This is a genomic window from Caulobacter radicis, assembly GCF_003094615.1.
GTDB classification, from domain to species: domain Bacteria; phylum Pseudomonadota; class Alphaproteobacteria; order Caulobacterales; family Caulobacteraceae; genus Caulobacter; species Caulobacter radicis.
The window spans coordinates 135,099-158,097 of sequence record NZ_QDKO01000019.1 but is presented as its reverse complement, the minus strand read 5'-3'; the positions used below and the strand labels follow the sequence as shown (position 1 = coordinate 158,097).

The following is a 22,999-nucleotide window of genomic DNA, read 5'->3' as shown; positions in this document are numbered from 1 at the left end:
CGTCGGGTGCGGTTCGCATTTGCAGCCTCCGTCGGTCGCTCCGTCCCGGCGAAGGCTTCGTTCCAACGACGGGCGTCCAAAGTCAGGGAAACCGAAGCGATGAACGCTCCCGTTCCGAACAACCAGAAGGCCGAGCTGCTCCAGAACGTGGTCGAGCACGTCGACATCACGAGCTACGACGCCCGTCCGATCATCGACTCGATGCGCAAGATGTCGTTCAGCTCGCGCGACACCGCCCGCGCCGCCGACATCTTCAACATGGCCCTGGCCGACAAGGGCTGCTCGACCTGGCTGATCCTGGCCGGTTCGACCTCGGCCGGCGGCTGCATGCACGTCTACCGCGACATGGTGAAGAACGGCATGATCGACGCCGTGGTCGCCACCGGCGCCAGCATCGTCGACATGGACTTCTTCGAAGCCCTCGGCTTCAAGCACTACCAGGCCGCCGGCCCGGTCGACGACAACGTGCTGCGCGACAACTACATCGACCGCATCTACGACACCTACATCGACGAAGAAGAACTGCAGGCCTGCGACCACACGATCCTCGAGATCTGCAATCGCCTGGAGCCGCGCGGCTATTCCTCGCGCGAGTTCATCTGGGAGATGGGCAAGTGGCTGTCGGAAGGCAACGCCAAGAAGGAAGGCAGCCTGATCCAGACCGCCTACGAAGAAGGCGTGCCGATCTTCTGCCCGGCCTTCGTCGACAGCTCGGCTGGTTTCGGCCTGGTCAAGCACCAGAAGGAAAAGATCGCCGAGAAGGCGCCCTACCTGATGATCGACGCCGTGGCCGACTTCCGTGAACTGACGGACGTCAAGATCGCCGCCGGCACCACCGGCCTGTTCATGGTCGGCGGCGGCGTTCCGAAGAACTTCGCCCAGGACACCGTCGTCTGCGCCGAGATCCTCGGCGTCGAGGCCGACATGCACAAGTACGCCATCCAGATCACGGTGGCCGACGTGCGCGACGGCGCCTGCTCGTCGTCGACCCTCAAGGAAGCCGCCTCGTGGGGCAAGGTCTCGACCACCTACGAACAGATGGTCTTCGCCGAAGCCACCACCGTGGTGCCGCTGATCGCCAGCGACGCCTATCACCGCGAAGCCTGGAAGGGCCGCGAAAAGCCGCGCTGGAACAAGCTGTTCGGCAAGTAGGCTTGATCGGCGAAGGCCAAGATTGCAGGGTCCCGGGAAGAGATTTCCGGGACCCTTTTTCTATGCGCCTGCCCACCGTCGTCGCCGCCGCGCTCGCCCTGGCCAGCTGCGCCGCCCTGCCCGGCGACGATGACGACCGCTACCTGCATCCCCGCGCCTTCGACGCCCGCGACCACCTGCCCCCGCCGCCGAAGGAAGGGACGGCCGCCGAGCGGCGCGACCGCGAGATCTTCCGGGCCACCCGTCCGCTCAAGGACGGTCCCCGCTGGTCGCTGGCCCAGGCCGACGCCGACAAGAGCCGCATCCTCGACGGCTACGCCTGCGCCCTGGGGGCCAGCATCACGCCGCGGACCAACCCGAAGCTGGCGGCGATGATGGAGAAGATGCGCGGCGACGTGCGCGCCGCCGTGGCCGGCCCCAAATGGAAGCACCTGCGCCCCCGCCCCTACCTGTTCGAAGATGCGCCGATCTGCCTGCCCAAGACGGTGGGCCTGGCCGTGTCGCCCGACTACCCGTCCGGCCATTCGACCTGGGGCTGGACCGTCGGCCTGCTGCTGGCCGAGGCCGCGCCCGACCGCGCCCCGGCGCTCCTGGCCAGGGCGCAGGGCTTCGGCGAGAGCCGGGTGGTCTGCGGGGTGCACAACATGAGCTCGGTCGAGGCCGGCCGCCGCAACGCCCGCAACCTGCACAAGGCGCTGAAGAGCTCCCGCGCCTTCAAGGCCGACCTGGCGGCGGTGCGCGCCGAGATGACCGCGGTGCGCCGGACCGCTCCCGCGCCGGACAAGCTGCGCTGCGAGGCCGAGGCCGCCCTGGTGGCCCGGCCGCTGCTGTAGCTTGCGCGGGACCCTTCGGCCCTCTACCTGTGGCCCATGGCCCACACCGCGTGCGATCACGACCACCACCACCACGGCGTCGCCGGGGATGCGCTCGCCGCCGAACTGGCGGCGGCCGAGACCCGCTGCGCGGCGGCCGACCAGCGCCTGACCGCCCCGCGCCGCCGGGTGCTGGAACTGCTGCTGCAGGCCGGCCAGCCGGTGAAGGCCTATGACCTGATCTCGACCTTCGCGGTCGACGGCCCGCCGGCCAAGCCGCCGACCGTCTATCGCGCGCTGGAGTTCCTCGAGAAGCAGGGCTTCGCCCACCGCATCGAGAGCCTCAACGCCTATGTCGCCTGCCGGCGCGAGGCCGACGGCCACGCCGCCGCGTTCCTGATCTGCGACTGCTGCGGCGCCACCCGCGAGTTCGAGCCCGAAGCCACCGCCGACATCATCGCCGCGGGCCAGGCGGCCGGCTACGCCCTGACCGGCGTGACCATCGAGGCGCACGGCAAGTGCGCCGACTGCAAGGAATAGGCGTCCCGGCTACGCGATTGCGGCGGCGCGCAAAAGCCGTCTAGGCTGGCTTCGACAGAGGGCTCGCCCTCGTCCTTCGACAAGCTCGGGATGAGGGCTATTGCCGGCCGCGCAGTAGAAATCCTCTTCCTGAGCCTGTCGAAGGACGAGGGTTTCGGCCCCGCCATTCCAGGGATCGACCATGACCAACGCCCCAGCCTCTCTCGGCCAGGAGACTTGGCCCGGCGTCGAGATCTGGCGCGGCGGGGTCAACACCTGGGACTGCGACGAGATGGGGCACATGAACGTGCGCTTCTACGTCGTCCGGGCGATGGAGGGGCTCGTGGGCCTGGCGGCCGAGATGGGCCTGCCGCACGCCTTCGCCCCGCACGCCAACGCCACCCTGGTGGTCCGCGAGCACCACATCCGGTTCCTCAAGGAAGCCCATGCCGGCGCGCCGCTGCACATGCTGGGCGGGGTGATCGAGATCGGCGCCAGCGAGGCGAAACTCCTGCAATTGCTGGTCCATTCGGCCACCGGCGAGCTGGCGGCGACCTTCCAGACCACGGTGGCCCATGTCACCCCACGCGAGGGCGAAGCCTTTCCGTGGCCGACCATCGTCCGTGAACGCGCCAAGGGCCTGATGGTCGAGATCCCCGAACGGGCCCAGGCCCGCAGCGTCGACCTGTCGCCGGCCGTCCCGCAGGCCAGCCTGGACCGCGCCGAGGCGCTGGGCCTTGCCCGGATCAGCCTGGGCGCCCTGGGCGCGGGCGAGAGCGACGTCTTCGGACGGATGCGCGCCGAGCAGTTCATCGGCCGGGTCTCCGACGGCATCGGCGCCTTCATCGCGCCCCTGCGCGACATCGTGGCCGAAGCGGCAGAGACGCCGCCCGGCCGGGTGGGCGGGGCCGTGCTGGAGTATCGGATCGTCTACCTGGCCTGGCCGCGCCTGGGCGACCGGCTGGAGGTGCGCTCGGGCCTGATCGGCAGCGAGGGCCGCATCATGCGCTGCGCCCACTGGCTGCTCAACCCCGACACCGGCCAGGCGTGGGCGACCTCGACCGTCAGCGCCATCACCTTCGACCTCGACGCCCGCAAGGCCGTGGCCATCAGCCCGGCGGCGGCAACGAAGCTGGCGGAACGGTCGGTGGTGGGCCTGGGCCTCTAGCCCGCCCAGATTATTGACTCAGTCAACATGACGGAATATTGACTCCATCAACATTGGAGTCGCCATGACCTTTCAGCACGACCAGGACGTCGCCGATCTGCGGGCCTTCAATCGGACCTATACGCGCCGGCTGGGCCTGCTGGACGCCAGCTACGACGGCAGCCCCTTCACGCTGAGCGAAGCCCGCGTGCTGTACGAGCTGGCCACGCGCATCGACCCCGTGGCCGCCGAGATCGTCCGCGCCCTTGGCCTGGATCCGGCCCAGGTCAGCCGCACGCTCAAGCGCTTCACCGAGCGCGGCCTGGTCACCGCGCGCGAGAACCCGGCCCATGGCCGCCACCAGTTGCTGTCGCTGACCGACGAGGGCCGGGCGGCGTTCGCCGCCCTGGAGGCGAACACGAAAGCCAGCGTCGGAACCCTGATCGAGAGCCTGCATCCGCTGCGCCAGGCCCGGCTGCTGGCGGCGGCGCGCGACATCAACGCGATCTTCGAGAACGAGGCCCCGCCCGCCGCGACGCTGCGCGGCCTGGAGCCTGGCGACCTCGGGATGGTCACGGCGCGCCAGGGCATGATCTATGCCGCCGAGTACGGCTGGGGCGCCGATCACGAGGCCCTGGTGGCCGAGATCGTGGCGGGCTTCCACCGCAACTTCGATCCGGCCAGGGACGACGCCTGGATCGCCCAGGCCGACGGCCGGATGGTCGGCTCGATCTTCCTCGTCCGGGGCGATGCGCCCGGCGTCGCCAAGCTGCGCCTGCTCTATGTGGAGCCCGACGCGCGCGGCATGGGCGTGGGCCAGAGGCTGGTCGAGGCCTGCGTCACCCGCGCCCGGGCGCTGGGCTACCAGCGGCTGGACCTGTGGACCGTCACGGTCCTGAGCGCCGCCCGGAAGCTCTATCAGCGGGCGGGCTTCCAGGTGATCGAGGAAACGCCCTGCCGGCGGTTCGGCCAGGACCTGGTCGACCAGGTCTGGTCGCTGGACTTAAGCGCGTAACCGCCACCCTCCGCGTCATCCCGGCCGGAGCGCGTGGCGCGGAGAGCCGGGACCCAGAGGCGGCCGCAGCGCGTTCGCAACCGCTGGGGGGGGGTGAACCTCGGCATCGCGCCCAGCCCCCTGGGTCCCGGGTCTGCGGTCCGCTGCGCGGCCCTCCGCCCGGGATGACGAATGAGTTGCGGGCGCGAGCGGACCATTAACGGCCACGCTTAAACGCACGTTCGTCGTTTTTGACGCTTTTGTCGAAAATTGAAACCAAGGCCCAGATACACCAAGACCCGCTGCGGGGGATAAACGCAGCGGGTCTGGCTATTTCTCGATCATTCGATCTAGGCGGGCGTTTCCTCCCCGAAACGCCGAAGAGAGGGGGTTCTCTGTGGACCCGTTTCTCTCTTGCCCAGTCAGAAAACGGCAAAACCGAGATCGTGTCAACGGCAACGATCTAGATTCCACAAGGGGTTCGACGTTTTTTTGACATCAGACCCGTAGTTTGGACGCTTTAGTCAAACTAATCACCGTTCGGTTCGGTAATTTTTGACATACTTGTCAAATATAAGCCGTTCAACCGCCCCTTGAGCGCCTCCAGCACCGCCGAGCGGGATTCGAACACGTAGTCGGGACGCGACACGGTTACCGGCTCGACGCCGGCCTGGGCGAGAGCGGCGGCGGCGGCGAACAGGTCGCCGGTCGCCAACAGGGCGCCGTTGGCCCGACGCGAACCGCCGGCCTCGACGAACGGGGCGACGGCGGCCTGGCCGGCGACGTCCTGCTCGGCGGGCCAGACCAGGGTGGCGAGGGTGCGGGCCCGCCCCTTGGCCTCGACCACCGACAGCAGGCGCGCCAGGCTGTCGAGCTGCCCCTCCGTCCACGGCGTGACCAGCGAGGCCGTCAGCTGGGCTTGGCTCTTGAGAATGACGCCGTCGGACAGCACCTTCAGGCCGTTGGCGGCCAGGGTGGCGCCGGTGGTGGTGATGTCGACCACCAGTTCGGCCGCGCCGGCGGCGGGCGCGCCTTCGGTCGCGCCGCTGCTCTCGACGATGCGATAGTCGGCGACGCCGTGACGGGCGAAGAAGGCGCGGGTCTGGGTGACGTACTTGGTGGCTACCCGCAGGCGACGGCCGGTCTTGGCCAGGTGCAGGTGCCCGACCTCGTCGATGTCGGCCATGGTGTCGACGTCGAGCCAGCTCTTGGGCGCGGTCACCACCAGGTCGGCGCGGCCAAAGCCCAGGGCGCGCAGCAGCATCACCCGGCTGTCCATGTCGTCGCCGCGCTCGCGCAGCAGGTCTTCACCAGTGACGCCCAGGTGCAGGTCGCCGCTGTCGAGGCCGGCGGCGATGTCGCCCGCCGACAGCAGCCGCACCGAGACGCCGGGCAGGCCCGACAGCTCGGCCGAATAGCCGCGCGCGCCGCCGGTCATCTCGACGCGGAAGCCGCATTCGGCCAGCCAGGCCTCGACCTGTTCCTTCAGGCGGCCCTTGGAGGGGATGGAGAAGATCATCGGGGTGTCGGTGGTCATTCGCCGCCTCCGGCATAGGCGCGGGCCGGGCGCACCATGCAGCCCACGGCCCCGGTTTTCGTCTCGGCCCCGAGCCGCGCGGGCAGGCCGTCGTAGCGGCCGCCGGCGGCGACCGGGCGTTCCTCGCCGAGAGCGGCGCTGCGCACCTCGAACAGGTAGCCGTCGTAATAGCCGAAGGCGCGCCCGAAAGCGGCGTTCAGGCGGATGCGCTCGATCGGCACGCCGCCCGCGACCATGCCGGCCAGGCGCTTGCGCCAGCCCTCGATGGCGGCGTCCAGGGGGCTACGGTTCGGGCCCGCCAGGGCGGCGATGGCGTCCAGCGCCGCGTCGGGCGCGTCGCTGACGGCCAGGAAGGCGCGGACCTTGTCGGCTTGCTGCGGCGACAGACGGCCGGCCTTCACGACCTCGGCCTTCTCGACCAGGCGATGGGCGATCTCGGCCGGGCGACGGCCGCCGACCGGCTCGATGCCGGCCAGGGACCACAGCTCCTGCAGCACCGCGGCGGCCTCGGCTTCCGGCAGGCCGGCCAGCAGGGCGGCGATGCGGCTGCGCTCGGTCGAGACGACGGGGGCGGCCTCGCCCTCCAGCTCGGCCTTCAGCTGGCGCGGGCGCGAGAAGGTGCGCTTCAGCCGCGCGCCCAGCGGCGGGGTCAGGTCCAGGCTGTCGACGAAGGCGGCGAAGAGGCCGACGTCGCCCAGCAGCAGGGTCAGGTCGTCGCGACCGCCGGCCGCCGCGCCGGCCCAGGCCAGGGCGGCGATCTCGGCGTCGGCGGCCACCGGATCGGCGGCCTCGAAGGCCTCGACGCCGATCTGCAGGAATTCCTCGGCCCGGTCGCTGCCGCGCGGGGCGACGCGGAAGGCCTTGCCTTCATAGAGATAGCGGCCGGCGCCGACGCCCGAGGCCAGGTGCTGGCGAGCCACGGCGACGGTGAAGTCCGGACGCAGGCAGGCCTCGTCGCCGCCGTCGCCGGAGACGACGAACAGCCGCGAGCGCATCGCCTCGCCGGCCAGATCCAGCAGCAGGCCCAAGGGCTGCAACACCGGGGCGTCGACCGGCGCGGCGCCGGCCGACAGGAACGGAGCGCGGATGGCGTCGAGCGCCTCCGCAGGGATGGAACGCTCTAGCCTCAACGGATCAGCCCCCGATGATCTTCTTGACGGCGGCGACCAGGTCGCCCCGCGGAATGGTCTGCTGGCCGGGCCGCTCGGCCTTCCAGGCGGCGTTGTCGGCGACGCCCGAGGCCAGTTCGCGGCCCAGGTCCAGGTCCTTGATCGTCACCGTGCCGGCGGCGATCTCGTCGCCGCCCAGCATGATGGCGGCCGGCGACAGCCGGCGGTCGGCGTACTTCATCTGCGGGCGCATGCCCGAGGTTCCGAGATAGACCTCGGCCGGAATGCCCGCCGCGCGCAGCTGGCCGGCGACGGCGAAATATTCGCCCATGTGGGCCTGGTCGAAATTGATGATCACGACGGGACCGCGCGCGGCCGAGGCCGGCTCGCGGCCGGCCGCCCGCAGGGCCGCCGCCAGGCGCGAGACGCCGAACGAGAAGCCCGTGGCCGGCACCGGCTGGCCGGTGAAGCGGGCCACCAGGTCGTCATAGCGACCACCGCCGCCGATCGAGCCGAAGGTGACCTTGTTACCCTTCTCGTCGGTGGTCGAGAGCAGCAGTTCGGCCTCGAACACCGCGCCGGTGTAGTATTCCAGGCCGCGCACGATCGACGGATCGATGATCGCCTGGTCGTCGGCGACGCCCAGGCTGGTCAGGGCCGCGTCGATCTTGGCCAGCTCTTCCAGGCCCTCGTCGCCTTCGGCCGAGCCGGCGACGACCTTGGCGATATTGTTCAGCGTCGCGCTGCGACCGCCGACACCGGCCTGGACGAAGTCGAGCACGGAGTCGATGGCCTTGCCGGCCAGGCCCGCGCCCTTGGTGAAGTCGCCGCTGTCGTCGAGACGGCCCTCGCCCAGCAGCAGGCGCACGCCGTCGACGCCCAGGCGGTCCAGCTTGTCGACCGCGCGCAGCACGGCCAGCTTCTGGCCCTCGCTGGTGGCGCCGGCCCCGCTCAGCAGGCCGTTGAGCAGCTTGCGGTTGTTGATCTTCAGCACCGCAGCGCCGCGCGGCAGGCCGGCCGCCTCCAGGCCCTCGACGGCCATCGCGATGATCTCGGCGTCGGCCTCCGGACGGGCCGAGCCGACGGTGTCGGCGTCGCACTGGATGAACTGGCGGAAGCGGCCGGGGCCGGGCTTCTCGTTGCGCCAGACCGGGCCAAAGGCATAGCGGCGGAACGGCTTGGGCAGGGTTTCCCAGTTCTGGGCGGCGAAGCGGGCCAGCGGCGCGGTCAGGTCGTAGCGCAGGGCCATCCACTGGTCGTCATCGTCCTGCAAAGCAAAGACGCCTTCGTTGGGACGGTCGCTGTCGGGCAGGAACTTGCCGAGCGCGTCGGCATATTCGAAGGCCCCGGTGTCGAGCGCCTCGAAGCCGTAGCGTTCGTAGACGGCCGAAACGGCCTCGAGGATCGATTTCTCGGCGCGCAGGTCGCGGGCGCGCTTGTCGGCGAAGCCGCGCGGGGCGCGGGCCTCGGGCCGGAAGTCTTCGGTCTTGGTGTCGTCGGAAGCGTCGGTCATCGTCGGTCCTTAGAGATCTCTAGGCTTCGACGGATGGCGCTTGCACTTAAGCCCCATCCGCTAGGCGGGGCTCTGGCTGGGTCGCTCGGCTTTAGAGCGTGCGGACCCGGCCGATCCCGCGAGGCGAGGTCGGATGGTGGTGGCAGCCATGGTGGTGCAGCGTGCGGGTCATCGCGGCGGCCTATAGCCCAGCCGCCGGGGCTTGTCATCCCACGGGACAACCGTCGCTGAAATAAGCGTGCGCGTCGTGGCTGGCGATCTCGATCGTGATCCGGTCCGGATCCTCGAACATCAGGCCATGATAGCCGCCGCGATAGTCGGAGGCGTAGCGGCCCTGGCCGAGCAGCGGCACGCCCAGGGCGTGCAGGTGGCGCTGCATCATGTCCAGGTCCTCGGCCTGAGGCACGACCAGGGCCAGGTGATGCAGGCCGGGCGCCTTGCGATGGTGGCCGCGATCGAGAAAGCGGACCTCGGCCTGGGCCAGGACGATCACCAGGTCGGCCTGGTTGGTCAGGCGACGGTAGCGTCCGGCCTCGCCGTCCGCCCCGACGACGCCCAGCGGCTCGAGGACGCGAAGATAGAACGCCTCCGATCGCGCCAGATCGGAGACGTTGAGGGCCAGGTGGCTGAACCGCGCGAGCGGCATGGGGTCTCCAGGGCGCGGGAGCGGCGCGCGTGCGCCGCTCCCGGCCTGCTCAGTGGATCACGACCTCGCCATGGTGTCGATGGAACAGGGTCAGCACGTCGAAGGACATCACCTTGCCCTTCACGTCGCGGGCGTCGGTCTCGATCACCGCCGACCTCAGATCCTTGATCGTCACATCGGTGACGGTGACGGCCGGATCGTCGAAGGCGATCCGCACCTTGCCGGGCTCGAGGTCGCAGTCAGCCTGGATCTTCAGCTCCACCTTCGAGCCGCTGGCGGTGGCCGTGGCCTGGGGCAGCGGCAGGGGCATGTCCCAGGTCTCGAAGTGCAGGCGCGAGGAGATCGGCTCGCCCAGGTCGTTGGACTCGACGAACAGGTAGTCCATGCTGACCATGTTGGCCTTCTGCCCGGCGCTGTAGCACTCCGAGGCCGAGAAGCCCGCGACCAGCGGCATCTCGTAGTTCAGCAGCGCCGAGGGCGGGAAGTAGATGCCGCCCGCCGACGAGTTGCTGGAGAACAGCTGCCCCTCCTCGGTGCTCAGCACCATGATCAGGCCATGGCCGTCGCTCACGCCGTTGCCGAAGCTGTTGCGGCCGCCGATCGTGCTGGGGAACACCTCGACCGCGACCTTGCGGGTCAGGCCCTTGACCCGGATCGCCTCGACAAGGGCCTTCTCAGCGACCACATAGTTCACCGCCAGGGCTTCGTCGCGATCGTTGAGGGCCAGGGGCACATGGAAGCTGCCGCCCTTGTCGACGATCGGCTTGGCGTAGCCGGGCGCCGGCGTGAAGCCCTTCAGGCCCGACAGGTCGATCGGCTCGGGCTTGGAATAGCGGCGGCCGCCATCGCTGGAGCGGATCAGCGCCGGCACGGGCTGGCCACTCTTCAGAAGGTCGACGCGGGCCAGCACCTCGTCGCCGTAGATGGCGAACGACACCCCGCCCAGGGCCTCCTCGGCCACGACCTGCTCCTCGCCCAGCTTGCCGCCCTCGATCCGGCGCAGATAGAGCTTGCCGCTCGCACGGTCCTTGTAGCCGAGCACGCCGAACGGCGGGGCCTTGGTCTGCACGCGGCCGACCGGAACCTGGCTGAAGGCCAGGAACGGGAAGTCGACATCGGCGGCCTTGGTCTTCACGGCCTCGCCATCGAGCCACAGCGTGCGGCGGCCGGGCGCGCCGGCGATCCAGGCCACGCCGGGCTGGCCGCTGAACTTGTCGAGCGCCAGGGCGTAGCGCCAGACGGGCGCGCGGGTCAGGACCCGCCGCTCGATGCGCTGGCCCGTGTTGCGCTCGACGTTCGGGCCCGCGTACTGGCTGAGGATCAGGGCGCCGGCCTCCACCCCCGCCGCCCAGGTCACCCGCCGCATGTCGTCGCGCGTGATGACCACCTGCGGCCCGAGCAGATAGCGGTCGCTGTCGATCTGGGTGGAGAGGGTGCGCTGCTGGTGCACCGCGCCTTCCGGCAACCAGTTGCGGGCGAGAATTTCTCGCGGCGTCGGACGGCCGTCGAAAATGGCGTCCGACAGGCCCTCCGTGGCGGCCAGGGCCGCGCCTCCATAACCCACGCCGGCCTTCTTGGATTGCTCACGCCGAGTGATCACGCGCATGGCGTCCTCCCTTTGATGAAGCTGATTTTCCGATGACGAAAGCGGGTTGTTGCCGAAACTTCGGCGCGCCCTCGGGACCTTCCCGGACCCGACAGCGACACAAGATACTCAACCTATGATTTTATCAAGCCCACCCTCAGCACGGAGTCGTGATCGCGCCGCCGCCTCCCCGCGCGCACCGGCTTGACAGCGCGCACCGGTCAAGCCACATCTCCGCCCAACAACAAATTGGCCTGACCAATACGAGGGAGAGGTCCATGCGACGTTCGTTGACGCTTCTGGGCGCCGCCAGCCTGCTGGCCCTGGCCGTCGCACCCGCCATGGCGGTCGAGACCCCGTTCAACGACGGCTGGCGCATGGCGACCGGCGAGCTTGCGGGCGCGGAAGCTCCGGCGTTCGACGACGCCGCCTGGAAGCCGGTCACCCTGCCCCGCGCCTTCAACGAGGACGAGGCCTTCTCGCGCGACATCCACGAGCACTCGACCGGGATCACCTGGTACCGCAAGCGCTTCGTGCTGCCGGCGGACCAGGGCCCGGCCGTCGGCGGCCGCGCCATCCTCGACTTCGAGGGCGTGCGCCAGGCCGGCGAGGTCTATGTCAACGGCGTGCGGGCCGGCGGCCACGAGAACGGCGCCACCGCCTTCGGGGTCGACGCGACCAGGCTGCTCAAGCCCGCCCCGTTCGTGAACGTCATCGCCGTGCGGGTCGACAACGACTGGAAGTACAAGGAGCGCGCCACCGGCAGCGGCTTCCAGTGGAACAACAACAACTTCAATGTGAACTATGGCGGCATCCACCGGGCGGTGCGCCTGCTCCTGACCGGCGACCTGCACCAGACCCTGCCGCTCTATACGAGCCTCGGGACCACCGGCGTCTATGTCTGGGCCGACGGTTTCGACATCAAGGGCCGCAAGGCCACGGTCCACGCCGAGAGCCAGGTGCGCAACGACAGCGCCCGCCCGCGCACCTTCGCCTACCGCGTCACGCTGAAGGACGTCGACGGCAAGCCGGCCGGCCAGTTCACCGCCCCCGCCGTGACCATCGCCCCCGGCGAGACCAGGACGGTGTCGGCCAGCCAGCGGCTTTCCGACCTGCACTTCTGGAGCTGGGGCTACGGCTATCTCTATGCGGTGACCACCGAGCTGGTGGAGGACGGCAAGGTCGTCGACAGCGCCCTGACCCGCACCGGATTCCGCAAGACCGAGTTCAGGAACGGGACCGTCTTCCTCAACGACCGCGCCATCCAGGTGCACGGCTACGCCCAGCGCACCAGCAACGAGTGGCCGGCCCTGGGCACCAACATCCCGCCGTGGATCAGCGACTTCTCCAACGGCCTGATGGTGGAAAGCGGCGGCAACCTGGTGCGCTGGATGCACATCGCCCCGGCCCGCCAGGACGTCGAGAGCTCCGACCGCGTCGGCCTGATGCAGGCCATGCCCGCCGGCGACGCCGAGAGCGATGTGTCCGGCCGCCGCTGGGACCAGCGGGTCGAGGCCATGGCCGACGCCATCGTCGCCTTCCGCAACAACCCGTCGATCATCTTCTACGAGGGCGGCAACGAGAACATCAGCGAAGCGCACATGGCCGAACTGAAGGCCGTTCGCGATCGGCTGGATCCGCACGGCGGCCGCGCCATCGGCTCGCGCGAGATGCTCGACAGCAAGGTCGCCGAGTACGGCGGCGAGATGCTCTACATCAACAAGAGCGCCGGCAAGCCGATGTGGGCCATGGAGTATTCCCGCGACGAGTCCGCGCGGAAGTTCCAGGACGCCTTCACCGCCCCGTTCCACGCCGACAGCCCCAGCTACAACCGCAACCAGGACAGCATGGTCGTCGAGACCGTGCAGCGCTGGAACGACTACTGGGCCGAGCGACCGGGCGGCGGCGAGCGGGTCAGCGCCGGCGGCGTCAACATCATCTTCTCCGACAGCAACACCCACTTCCGCGGCGACAACAACTACCGCCGCAGCGGCGAGGTGGACGCCATGCGGATCAAGAAGGAGGGCTTCTTCGCCCACCAGGTGATGTGGGACGGCTGGGTCGACGTCGAAAAGCCGCGCGCCCACGTGGTCGGCCACTGGAACTACGCCGCCGGCACGGTGAAGGACGTGCTGGTGGTCTCCAGCGCCGACAGCGTCGAGCTGGTCCTGAACGGCAAGTCGTTGGGCAAGGGCGAAAAGTCGGACGGCTTCCTCTTCACCTTCAAGGGCGTGCCTTACGCTCCCGGAACCCTGACGGCGATCGCCCGCGACGCCAGGGGCAAGGAAGTGGCCCGCGACGAGCGGGTCACCACCGGTCCGGCGGTCGCCATGAAGCTGACGCCGCGCACCGGCCCCGGCGGCTGGAAGGCCGATGCGGCCGACATCGCCCTCGTGGACGTCGAGGCGGTTGACGCGCAGGGCCGGCGCGTGCCGACGGCCCTCGATCTGGTCAGCTTCGACGTGGCCGGCCCAGCCGAATGGCGCGGCGGCATCGCCCAGGGCGACTCCAGGAGCGACGCCAAGCCGACCGACACCCCGGTCTCGGCCTCGGGCGAGCCGGTGACCAAGGGCCCGGCCGGCGTCGACGCGGTCACCCAATACGCCGGCTCCAACCGCAAGGACGACAACTACATCCTGGCCAAGACCCTGCCGGTCGAGGGCGGGATCAATCGCGTGGCCCTGCGCTCGACCCTGGCGGCCGGCCAGGTGACGCTCGTCGCCAAGGCCGAGGGCCTCAAGCCCGCGACCCTGACCCTGGACGCCGTCGCGCCCTCGGCCGAAGCGCCGCTGCCGCCCGTCAGCCTGGCGCGAGGCCCCACGCCCTCGACCCCGGCCTTCAAGATCCGGCGCGACACGATCAAGGCCGTGGAGATCACCGCCGGCTCGAACGCCGACAAGGCCCAGGCCACCGTCGACGACGACGAGGCCACCCACTGGGCCAGCGACGGCCAGCTGGACAACGCCTGGATCGAGTACCGCCTGGCCAAGGCGCAAACGGTCGACGAGATCTCGCTGAAGCTGATCGGCTGGCGCATCCGCTCCTATCCGCTGCGGATCACCATGGACGGCAAGGTGGTCTGGGAGGGCGAGGCCCCCAAGAGCCTGGGCTACGTGACCCTGCCGCTGAAGGCCGCCAAGGGCTCGCGCCTGCGCATCGCCCTGACCGGCGCCACGGCCGACCGTGACGCCTTCGGCAAGATCGTCGAGGTCACCGGCGCCAAGGGCGGCTTCGACACCGGCGCCGAGAAGGTCAAGACCGGCGGGAGCCTCAGCATCATCGAGGCGGAGTTCTACAAGAAGCGTTCCAACTAAGCTCGCGGCCGCGATGCTCCCCCTCTGGGGGAGCTGTCGCCAAGCGACTGAGGGGGTAGATCCGCCGACGCCGCGCTATCCCCCTCCGCCCCTCTGGGCCACCTCCCCCAGAGGGGGAGGATTTACTGGCGCGAACGAAGAAGTTCCAACCTGAATTTCCTGTAATGATTTCGGATATTTAATCCACATTTCCTGCGTTTAATTTGAGAACGCCGGTCGCGCGCGGCAAGACCTTCCCCGGGATTGAGGGGAAAGTTGATGTCGAAGACCGTCTTGTTCGCCACCGCGGCCATGGCCCTGCTGGCCGCCGGCGCGGCCCATGCCGCAGACAGCGCCCAGGCCGCCCAGGCCCCGGTTCCGACCGGCCCGGTCAGCGAGGCGCCGCTGGACGACGCGACCCAGAAGGGCGTGCTGATCTTCGTGCCGGACTTCTTCACCAGCCTGCGTCCGAACACGGCTCTGGACATGGTGGGCCGCCTGCCCGGCTTCGTGCTCAACGACGGCGCCGGCACCCGCGGCTTCGAAGGCGCGGTCGGCAACGTGCTGGTCAACAACAACCGCCCCGCCTCCAAGGCCGAGACCGGCTCCAACGTGCTCTCACGCACCCCCGCCGCCCAGGTCGAGCGCATCGAGCTGATCCGCGGCGGCGCGCCGGGCATCGACATGCAGGGCTATGGCGTCGTCGCCAACGTGATCCTGAAGAAGGGCGCGGTCCGCCAGTCGATCCTGACCGTGAACAGCCAGATCTTCGACGGCGGCCACGACGTGTGGGGCGGCTCCTACCAGTTCACCGCCCGCGACGGCGACAAGAGCTGGGGCGTCACCCTGTCGGACGGCACCAGCAGCAGCGACTCCAACGGCGCGGGCCGCTCGGTGCGTCGCGACGGCGCCGGCAACATCCTGCGCGACGAAGCCTTCGTGAACGACGGCTACGGCGGCGGCCGCTCGATCCGCGGCAACTATGCCGGCCCGCTGGCGGGCGGCAAGATCGACGCCACCGCCCGCTACGGCGTCAATGACTGGCAGGACTGGCAGGAACTGACCTCGGCCACCTCCAAGCGCCGCACCGCCTATGAGGAGGACAGCCGCTCGGGCGAGCTGGGCCTGACCTACACCCGCCCCCTGGCCCCGCGCTGGAACCTCGAGACCCGGGTGATGCACGAGTTCGAGAAATTCGACAGCGAGGCCACCAGCGACGCCACGCTGGCCGGCGTCGTCAGCCCGCAGGAGCTGTTCGGGGCCGAGGGCGATTCCTCGGAATCCATCCTGCGCGCCACCATCCGCCACGAGCGCAAGCCGGGCCTGACCTTCGAGTTCGGCGGCGAGGTCGCCTACAACATGCTCGACGTGAAGCAGGCCTATTCGGTCGGCGGGACGGCGGTGCCCCTGCCTTCGGCCTCGGTCAAGGTCGAGGAGACGCGCGGCGAGGCCTTCCTGAAGACCACCTGGCGGGTGAACCCCAAGCTGACCCTCGAGGGCGGCGTGCGCCTGGAGACCTCAACGATCAGCCAGTCGGGCGACGCCGACCAGGAGAAGAGCTTCTTCTACGCCAAGCCCCGCTTCCAGGCGACCTGGACGCCCAAGGCCGACCACCAGCTGCGCTTCCGTTTCGAACGCGAACTGGGCCAGCTGGACTTCGGCGACTTCGCCGCCTCGGCCGAGTTCGGCGACGGCACGGTCTATGGCGGCAATGTCGACCTGGAGCCCGAGCAGCGCTGGATCTCGGAACTGACCTATGAGCGCCGCTTCTGGGGCGAGGGCGTGGTGTCGATCGGCTGGCGCCACGACGAGATCATCGGCGTCATCGACCGCCTGCCCCTGCCCGGCGGCCTGTCGGCGACCGGCAACATCGGCGACGGCACGCTGGACAAGCTGTCGCTGAACATCGTCGTGCCCACCGACAAGCTGGGCGTGAAGGGCGGCCGCCTGACCTTCAAGAACGACTGGAACGAGACCCACGTCACCGACCCGACCTCGGGCGAGGACCGTCCGATCACCCAGATCCGCCCGACCCAGGCCAATATCGGCTTCCAGCAGGACCTGATGCGCGGCCAGGTGCAGTGGGGGATCAACTGGCTGCCGCTGCTGGGCCAGCGCACCTACGATCCGGACCAGACCAACGGCTGGCGCGGCGCGAACTATTACGAGGCGTTCGCCGAATACAAGCCGACCAACACCCTGGCCATTCGCGCCCAGCTGAACGTCTGGGACGACTTCGTCGTCACCCGCACGGTCTATGCCGACCGCGTGACGCGCCCGGTGCGCTACCAGGAAGTCCGCGACATCGACCCGCGGACCTTCGTCAGCCTGCGGGTGCGCAAGACGTTCTAGAAATCAAGATCCTCCCCTCGAAGGGGGAGGTGGCCCGGAGGGCCGGAGGGCCGGAGGGCCGGAGGGCCGGAGGGGGAAGTCCCTTCAGAGTTCGATAAAGCCGCCGGAGGGAGCAATCACGTCCCCCTCCGTCGGCTTCGCCGACACCTCCCCCTTCAGGGGAAGGATCTTTCCTTACTTCTTCAGCCGCTCGATCAGCGCGGCCGTCGACGGATCGTGGCTGCCCGCCGCGCCGGCTTCGAGTTCCGGCAGGATGCGGCCGGCCATCACCTTGCCCAGCTCGACACCCCACTGGTCGAAGCTGTTGATCCCCCAGATCACGCCCTCGACGAAGGTCTTGTGCTCATAGAGAGCGATCAGGGCGCCGAAGGTCTGCGGCGTCAGGCGGTCGAGCAGAACCAGGGTCGACGGGCGGTTGCCGGCGAAGGTGCGCTGCGGGGCCAGGGTGGCGATCTCGGCTTCCGAGACGCCCTTGGCCTGAAGCTCGGCGACCACGTCTTCGGTGGTGCGGCCGACCATGAAGGCCTCGGCCTGGGCCAGCAGGTTCGACAGCAGCTTCTCGTGCATGCCGGCCGGACCCTCGTCGGACTTTGAGAGGCCGATCAGCTCCATCGGGGTGATGTCGGTCCCCTGGTGCATGCACTGGAAATAGGCGTGCTGGACGTTGGTGCCCTCGTCGCCGAACACGACGGTGGCCGTGCCGCGCTGGGCGGGCTTGCCGTCCGGCCCGACCGACTTGCCGTTGCTCTCCATCTCCAGCTGCTGGAGGAACGAGGCCAGGCGGCGCAGACGGTGCGAGTACGGAACGACCGAGCGGGCGCGACGGTCCAGGCCGTTGCGGTTGAAGATCTGGGCCAGGGCGACCAGCACCGGAGCGTTCTTTTCCAGCGGCGCGGTGGCGAAGTGGGCGTCCATCTCGGCGGCGCCGTCGAGGAAGCCCTGGAACACGTCCCAGCCGGCGGCGACGGCCACCGACAGGCTGACCGCCGACCACAGCGAATAGCGGCCGCCGACCCAGTCCCAGAAGCCGAACACCCGCTCGTCGGCCACGCCGAAGGCCGAGGTCTTGTCGAGCGCGGTCGAGACGGCGGCCAGGTGGGCGTTGGCGCCCTCCTCGCCCAGGGCCGCGACCAGCCAGGCGCGGGCGGCGGCGGCGTTGGACATGGTCTCCTGGGTGGTGAAGGTCTTGGAGACCACCACGACCAGGGTCTCTTCCGGATCCAGATCGGCCGTGGTCAGCAGGAACTCGGCGCCGTCCACATTGGCCACGAAGCGCAGGTCGATTTCCGGCTTCACCGGGCGCAGGGCGTCCCACAGCAGGCGCGGACCAAGGTCGCTGCCGCCGATGCCGATGTGCAGGATGGCCTTGAACGGCTTGCCGGTGGCGCCCTTGATCGCGCCCGACCGGACGGCCTCGGAGAAGGCCTTCATCCGCTCACGGACAGACTCGACCTCGGCCATCACCGGAACGCCCTGCGCCTTGATGTCGGCATCGGCCTTGGCGCGCAGGGCGACGTGCAGCACGGCGCGGCCTTCGGAACTGTTGATCGCCTCGCCGCCCAGCATGCGGGCGCGGGCGGCCTCGACGCCGGCGGCGTGGGCCAGATCGAGCGCGGCTTCCAGGCCGGCCTCGTCCCAGGCCTGCTTGGAAAAATCCAGGTGCAGGCCGGCGACGTCGAGGGTCAGGGTTTCGAGACGCTGGGGCTCGGTGTCGAAGAACTCGACGATGCGCTTCTCCCCGGCGGCCTTGGCGGCGGTTTCCAGGCGGATCCAGGCGGCGTCGAGATCGGACAAGGTCGTCTCCATGTCTTGTTTTGGCGCGTAGCGGCCGCCGAGACCGGCGTCCACTTTCGGCTGCCACGCTGTGGTAAAACGGCGTTTACGGGCCCGGGCTTACCAAAGGTCCGTCTCGGCGTCATGAAGACCAATGACGTTTTTCGACCGGAGTAGCCGATGTCCTGCGATGCGATCGCTTTTTCCGCCATGCTGTGGCTGGCTTCGACCGGTTCGGCGGCGCCCGTGGCCCAGGCTCCGGCCGTCGTGCAGCCCGGCCAGGCCCCGCCTTCGGTGGCGGGCGAGCCCCTCTTCGCCGACATCGTCAAGCGCGCCGGCGCCCTGAAGACCCGCGTCGAGGGTTATCGCGAGGCCCTGCCCAAGGATCCCGCCGCCCCGGCCGTGGCCCTGCCGGGCTTTTCCGCCTTCAAGGCCGAGATCGAGGCGCTGTCGGCGCTGGACATGAAGGGCCACGTCACCCTGAAGGAGCGCGGCGCGGTCGACGACCTCAAGTGCATCCTGCGCGGCATCAGCCAGGACCTGCCGGAAAAGCTGACCGCCATGGCCGACGCCAAGACCGTCAAGACCCAGGACCAGGCCCTGCGCGACATGGTCTATCTGCTGAACGACAACGTCGAGGTCATCACGGCTCCCCCGCAGCCGGCGGCGTAGTGCGTCCTTCGAGGCTCGCCGGCGGCTTGCACCTCAGGATGAGGACCTCTTTGCACTGACTTCCTCATCCTGAGGCGCCCGCGCAGCGGGCCTCGAAGGACGCACTGAACCTCAAGCGTCCTTGTATTTCACCGCGCAGCCGTACGGCTGGCTGGCGGGAACCGCCACCTTGCGGCCGGCCTTGAGGTCGGAGAGCGCGGCGGCGACGTAGTTCTTGGCCGTGGCGATGTCCTCGACCTTGTTGGACGGCTTGTCGTCTATGGCGCCCTGGTAGACCAGCTGGCCGGCCGGATCGATGACGTACATGTGCGGCGTGGTCTTGGCCTTGTAGGCGGTGGCGACCACGCCCTCGGGATCGAGCAGCAGCGTGGTCGGCTTGGCGCCCTTCGCGCTCATCCAGGTCCTGGCCTGGGCGCCGTCGGCGAAATAGCCCTGCTTGCCGGGGGCCGAGGAAGCGACGCTGAGCCAGACCACGCCGTCGGCGGTGGCGGCCTGCTGCAGGCCCTGCATGTTCCCCGAATAGTGCTTCTTCACATAGGGGCAGCCCTCGTTGACCCATTCGAGCACGACGGTCTTGCCCTTGAATTCGGAGAGCGAGCGGGTCTTGCCGTCGATGTCCCTGGCGGTGAAGGCCGGCGCCGGCGCGGCGAGGGCCAGGCTGGGGGCGAGCACGACCAGCGGGGCGCTGGCGACGATCAGGCGACGGGTGATCATGGGAACCTCCGAAGGGCGAAAGCCGGCTTTGCGAGACATTCTCACGGATCGCTCCGCGGTGGAACAGCGCGCGAGGCGCGCAATCCTTTGTCGCGAACGGCAAAGCTTCACCTCCATGCTTGATCCGCCGCATTTCGGCCGCCAGAAGACGGCATCGCTCGCCCGTTTCCTCCCCGCCCCGCACGATCATGACCCTTCGCTCCAAGCTTTCGCTCGCCGCCGCCATTGCCTTGGGCCTGGCCGTCGCCGGCTGCACGACGACCAAGGAGACGACCGTCTTCGTGCCGGTGGTGGCGCCCACCCCGCCCAGCTCGCTGACGCCGCAGCCGGTGATGCTGTTCAACCAGTCCAAGGAGGGCCGCAAGCTCTTCACTCTGGAGGCGGAGTTCCCCTATTGCGACGTCGAGACCGGCAAGGTCATCGTCGTGCCGCGCTGGTACGTCACCGACTTCGCCAGCGTGCCGTGGTACGGCCAGGGCTTCGTCGACCCGCAGGGCCCGACGGCCCGCGCCGCCATCGTCCATGACTGGCTGTACGCCATCGGCGAGAAGGACAAGCGGGCCGAGGCCGACGCCATCTTCCTGCGCGCCATGCTGAAGTACGGGGTCAAGCCGTTCCACGCCAACATCGCCTACCAGGCGGTGAAGACCGGCGGCGAGAAGGGCTATGGCCTGCCCGGCGACTGGCGGTTCATCGATCCGCGCCGCCAGAGCGTCGCCCAGCCGCCGCCCTTCGCCAGGCCCAGGACCGGCGCGGTGAGGATCATGCCGCGTTGCCAGGGGTTCGAGGCGCTGATCCAGACCGGCTGGCGGGCCTATCCCCTGCCCAAGCCCGTCGTCGTCGCCCCGCCGCCCGTGACCACCACCCGCACGCCGATGGACGGGGTGAAGGAACGCCTGCCCTGGGGCGGCAGGAAGCAGAAGTGAGGCTGCCCTGCCCAATGAACCCTCTCTCTTGGAGAGAGGGGCGCTACCCCTTCGCCGCCTTTTCCACCGCCTCGATCACCAGGCCTTCGGTCAAGAGCTGGGGCAGGATGACCGGCGCGCCGGCGCCTTTGGGATAGACGAGATACAGCGGCACGCCCGCGCGGCCGTGCTCGGCCAGGGCGGCGGCGATGGTCGCGTCGCGCTTGGTCCAGTCGGCCTTCAGCAGCACGGCGTTCTGGGCCTTGAAGGCGTCGACCAGGCGCGGGCCGGCCAGGGCCGTCTTCTCGTTGACCTTGCAGGTCACGCACCAGTCGGCGGTGAAGTCGACCATCACCACCTTGCCCTCGGCCTGCAGGGCGGCGACGCGCTCGGGGCTCCAGGGTTCGGCCACGAGGCCGGGGCCAGCCTCGGCGACTTGCGGACCGGTGGCGGGAACAGGGGCCTTCAGGGCGCCGACCGTCAGGAGAACGCCGCCAGCCAGGCCCGCGAGGGCGAAGCCGAAGGCGACCAGAGGGGTCTTGCCGGCGAACCGGCGCGTCTCGCCCAGGCCGTAGGCCCAGGCGGCGAAGGCCACCAGCACAGCGGCGGCCAGCAGCAGGGCCAGGGCGACGCCGCCGGCCTGCTGGCTGAACACCCAGACCAGCCACGCGGCCGCGCCGTACATCGGGAAGGCCAGGGCGTGCTTGAGCACGTCCATCCAGGCGCCGGGCCTGGGCAGCTTCTTCAGCAGGCCCGGCGCGAAGGCCAGGATCACGAACGGCGCGGCGAAGCCCAGCGCCAGGGCCAGGAACACCAGCAGGGCGAAGGCCGGCGGCTGGGTGAGCGCAAAACCGAGCGCCCCAGCCATGAAGGGCGCGGTGCAGGGGGCCGCGACGATCACCGCCAGGGCCCCGGTCAGGAAGGCGCCGGCCAGGCCCGAGCCGGCCGAGACGCCGCCCGCCGCGCCCTGGACGGCCGCGCCGACCTCGAACACGCCCGACAGGTTCAGCGCCACCAGCAGCATCAGCAGCGACAGCACGGCGACCACCGCCGGCGATTGCAGCTGGAAGCCCCAGCCCACGGCTTCGCCACCGGCGCGCACGGCGATCAGCAGGCCGGCCAGGGCCAGGAAGGTGGCGACCACGCCGGCCAGGAAGGCCAGGCCCTGGACGCGGGTCTTGCCGGCGTCGTGGGCGTGGGCGGCCAGGCTGGCGGCCTTCAGCGACAGCACCGGGAAGACGCAGGGCATCAGGTTGAGGATCAGGCCGCCGAGAAAGGCGAACAGCAGGGCCACCGGCAGGCCACCGACGATGGAGGCCGAACCGGTCTGGCCATTGCCGCTCGCGCCTTGCGAGCCGCCGGTCGAACCGGCGCCGGCCGCGGGCAGCGAGCCTAGCCCTACAGACCCCGCGGGGGTCTCACCGGCGGTGGCGGTGATCTCGTAGGAGCCGCCCTTCAGCGCCAGCACGCCCGACAGCTCGGTCGGGACCTCCGTCGCCTCCGGGCCGAAGTCGAAGCCGGCGGTCAGCGACAGGGTCAGGCCCTCGGGCCCGCGCTCGATCGCCTGGGGCGCGGCGTGGTCGATGGCCTTGCCCGAATAGGGGAAGAAATAGGCGTCGGCGAAGTCGGCGCCCTTCAGGGCCGCGCCGGTGACCGACAGCTTCAGGGTCTCGCCGTCCTTCTTCCAGGTCGCCTTGAGGCCGGCGGGCTTGGGGGCGGCGGCCAGCACCTTCCCGACCGTCTCGCCCCACTTGGGATCGGGCTTGGCCGGGCCGGCGACGACCGGCAGCGACAGGGTCACCACCGCGTCCTCGGGCACGCAGATCTCCTCGCAGACCAGGAAGGCGGCGGCCGCCTTCAGGGTCACGGTCTGCCCCGGCTTGGCAGAGGCCGGCACGGTGATCGGCACGGGCAGCAGCACCTCGCCGCTGTAGGCGTAGTCCTGCAGCGGGCCCACGCGCACGCGCTCGGGCGTCGGCCAGACGATGTCGCCGGCGGTCCAGCCAGCCGGCAGGGTCCAGACGATCTTGGTGGCGTCGCCGGCGTCGCCGGGATTGCGCCAGTAGGTGTGCCAATGGGTCTGGATCTTTTGGCGCAGGGCCACGAACACGGTCGAGCCGGGCACGGCGGCGGCTTCCTGCGAAACCAGCTCGACCTCGATGTGGCCGGTCTTGACCACCTCGGCCCGCGCCGGTGACGCGGCGGCGGCGAGAAGGGCCAGCGGGGCCAGGACGGCGGCGAACAACCTGCGCAACAGCATCGGCGACCTTGCAAAG

At 69.7% G+C, this 22,999-nt stretch carries 17 protein-coding genes and 1 pseudogene; 9 read left to right on the top strand and 9 right to left on the bottom strand.

Annotated elements, in window-relative coordinates; genetic code table 11:
* Positions 1–99: 99 nt before the first annotated feature.
* The 3 genes from DDF62_RS11555 (at position 100) to DDF62_RS11545 (ending at position 2,504) form a co-directional block, all read left to right on the top strand.
* On the top strand, positions 100–1,152 hold the full coding sequence (locus DDF62_RS11555; protein WP_116489252.1) for a 1,9-bis(guanidino)-5-aza-nonane synthase: 1,053 nt from the start codon (positions 100–102) through the stop codon (positions 1,150–1,152).
* A 62-nt stretch (positions 1,153–1,214) separates the two neighbouring features.
* Positions 1,215–1,985: an acid phosphatase gene (locus DDF62_RS11550; RefSeq protein WP_116489251.1), complete on the top strand. Its 771-nt coding sequence runs from the start codon at positions 1,215–1,217 to the stop codon at positions 1,983–1,985.
* 36 nt (positions 1,986–2,021) lie between these two features.
* On the top strand, positions 2,022–2,504 hold the full coding sequence (locus DDF62_RS11545; protein ID WP_116489250.1) for a Fur family transcriptional regulator: 483 nt from the start codon (positions 2,022–2,024) through the stop codon (positions 2,502–2,504).
* A gap of 57 nt (positions 2,505–2,561) precedes the next feature.
* On the opposite strand, the pseudogene DDF62_RS26190 reads toward DDF62_RS11545, so the two are convergent.
* Positions 2,562–2,687: pseudogene (locus tag DDF62_RS26190) on the bottom strand (hypothetical protein); the annotation flags it as partial.
* Between DDF62_RS26190 and DDF62_RS11540 the strand changes: the two are divergent.
* Together DDF62_RS11540 and DDF62_RS11535 are read left to right on the top strand one after the other, a co-directional pair.
* Entirely contained in the window at positions 2,686–3,651 is a 966-nt protein-coding gene (locus DDF62_RS11540) for a thioesterase family protein (protein ID WP_116489249.1), read from the top strand. The pseudogene DDF62_RS26190 and the gene DDF62_RS11540 overlap by 2 nt on opposite strands.
* Positions 3,652–3,715: 64 nt before the next feature.
* On the top strand, positions 3,716–4,645 hold the full coding sequence (locus DDF62_RS11535) for a bifunctional helix-turn-helix transcriptional regulator/GNAT family N-acetyltransferase (protein WP_116489248.1): 930 nt from the start codon (positions 3,716–3,718) through the stop codon (positions 4,643–4,645).
* A 508-nt stretch (positions 4,646–5,153) separates the two neighbouring features.
* Here the strand turns inward: DDF62_RS11535 and hisG are convergent.
* The 5 genes from hisG to DDF62_RS11510 all read right to left on the bottom strand — a co-directional run bounded on the left by hisG (position 5,154) and on the right by DDF62_RS11510 (position 11,035).
* Positions 5,154–6,161: an ATP phosphoribosyltransferase gene (hisG, locus tag DDF62_RS11530; protein ID WP_116489247.1), complete on the bottom strand. Its 1,008-nt coding sequence runs from the start codon at positions 6,159–6,161 to the stop codon at positions 5,154–5,156.
* Positions 6,158–7,291 carry an ATP phosphoribosyltransferase regulatory subunit gene (locus tag DDF62_RS11525; RefSeq protein WP_116489246.1) on the bottom strand — a complete coding sequence of 378 codons (1,134 nt, stop codon included), beginning with the start codon at positions 7,289–7,291 and terminating at the stop codon, positions 6,158–6,160. The genes hisG and DDF62_RS11525 overlap by 4 nt, the downstream gene beginning before the upstream one ends.
* Positions 7,292–7,295: 4 nt before the next feature.
* On the bottom strand, positions 7,296–8,783 hold the full coding sequence (hisS, locus tag DDF62_RS11520; protein WP_116489245.1) for a histidine--tRNA ligase: 1,488 nt from the start codon (positions 8,781–8,783) through the stop codon (positions 7,296–7,298).
* A 205-nt stretch (positions 8,784–8,988) separates the two neighbouring features.
* Positions 8,989–9,429, bottom strand: coding sequence for a VOC family protein (locus DDF62_RS11515; protein ID WP_116489244.1), 441 nt, complete (start codon positions 9,427–9,429; stop codon positions 8,989–8,991).
* 49 nt (positions 9,430–9,478) lie between these two features.
* Entirely contained in the window at positions 9,479–11,035 is a 1,557-nt protein-coding gene (locus DDF62_RS11510) for a hypothetical protein (RefSeq protein ID WP_116489243.1), read from the bottom strand.
* A 257-nt stretch (positions 11,036–11,292) separates the two neighbouring features.
* Here DDF62_RS11510 and DDF62_RS11505 point away from each other — a divergent pair, with 257 nt between their 5' ends.
* Both DDF62_RS11505 and DDF62_RS11500 read left to right on the top strand, forming a co-directional pair.
* Positions 11,293–14,328 (top strand): glycoside hydrolase family 2 protein, encoded by a 3,036-nt coding sequence (locus DDF62_RS11505; RefSeq protein ID WP_116489242.1) that lies wholly within the window; start codon positions 11,293–11,295, stop codon positions 14,326–14,328.
* Positions 14,329–14,586: 258 nt separating this feature from the next.
* The gene (locus DDF62_RS11500) at positions 14,587–16,659 is read left to right on the top strand and encodes a TonB-dependent receptor plug domain-containing protein (RefSeq protein WP_116489241.1); all 2,073 of its coding nucleotides are present in this window, start codon (positions 14,587–14,589) and stop codon (positions 16,657–16,659) included.
* Between the two features lie 174 nt (positions 16,660–16,833).
* Here DDF62_RS11500 and pgi read toward each other — a convergent pair whose 3' ends face one another.
* Positions 16,834–18,453: a glucose-6-phosphate isomerase gene (gene pgi / locus DDF62_RS11495; protein WP_116489281.1), complete on the bottom strand. Its 1,620-nt coding sequence runs from the start codon at positions 18,451–18,453 to the stop codon at positions 16,834–16,836.
* 159 nt (positions 18,454–18,612) lie between these two features.
* On the opposite strand from pgi, the gene DDF62_RS11490 reads away from it, so the two are divergent.
* Positions 18,613–19,104, top strand: coding sequence for a hypothetical protein (locus DDF62_RS11490; RefSeq protein ID WP_116489240.1), 492 nt, complete (start codon positions 18,613–18,615; stop codon positions 19,102–19,104).
* A gap of 111 nt (positions 19,105–19,215) precedes the next feature.
* On the opposite strand, the gene DDF62_RS11485 is transcribed toward DDF62_RS11490, so the two are convergent.
* Entirely contained in the window at positions 19,216–19,818 is a 603-nt protein-coding gene (locus DDF62_RS11485) for a redoxin domain-containing protein (protein WP_116489239.1), read from the bottom strand.
* A gap of 188 nt (positions 19,819–20,006) precedes the next feature.
* Here DDF62_RS11485 and DDF62_RS11480 point away from each other — a divergent pair, with 188 nt between their 5' ends.
* A complete protein-coding gene (locus tag DDF62_RS11480; protein WP_116489238.1) occupies positions 20,007–20,744 on the top strand; it encodes a DUF1353 domain-containing protein in 738 nt (245 codons plus the stop codon).
* A gap of 43 nt (positions 20,745–20,787) precedes the next feature.
* Here the strand turns inward: DDF62_RS11480 and DDF62_RS11475 are convergent, their stop codons facing one another.
* Positions 20,788–22,983: a protein-disulfide reductase DsbD family protein gene (locus DDF62_RS11475; protein WP_116489237.1), complete on the bottom strand. Its 2,196-nt coding sequence runs from the start codon at positions 22,981–22,983 to the stop codon at positions 20,788–20,790.
* Positions 22,984–22,999: the final 16 nt, after the last annotated feature.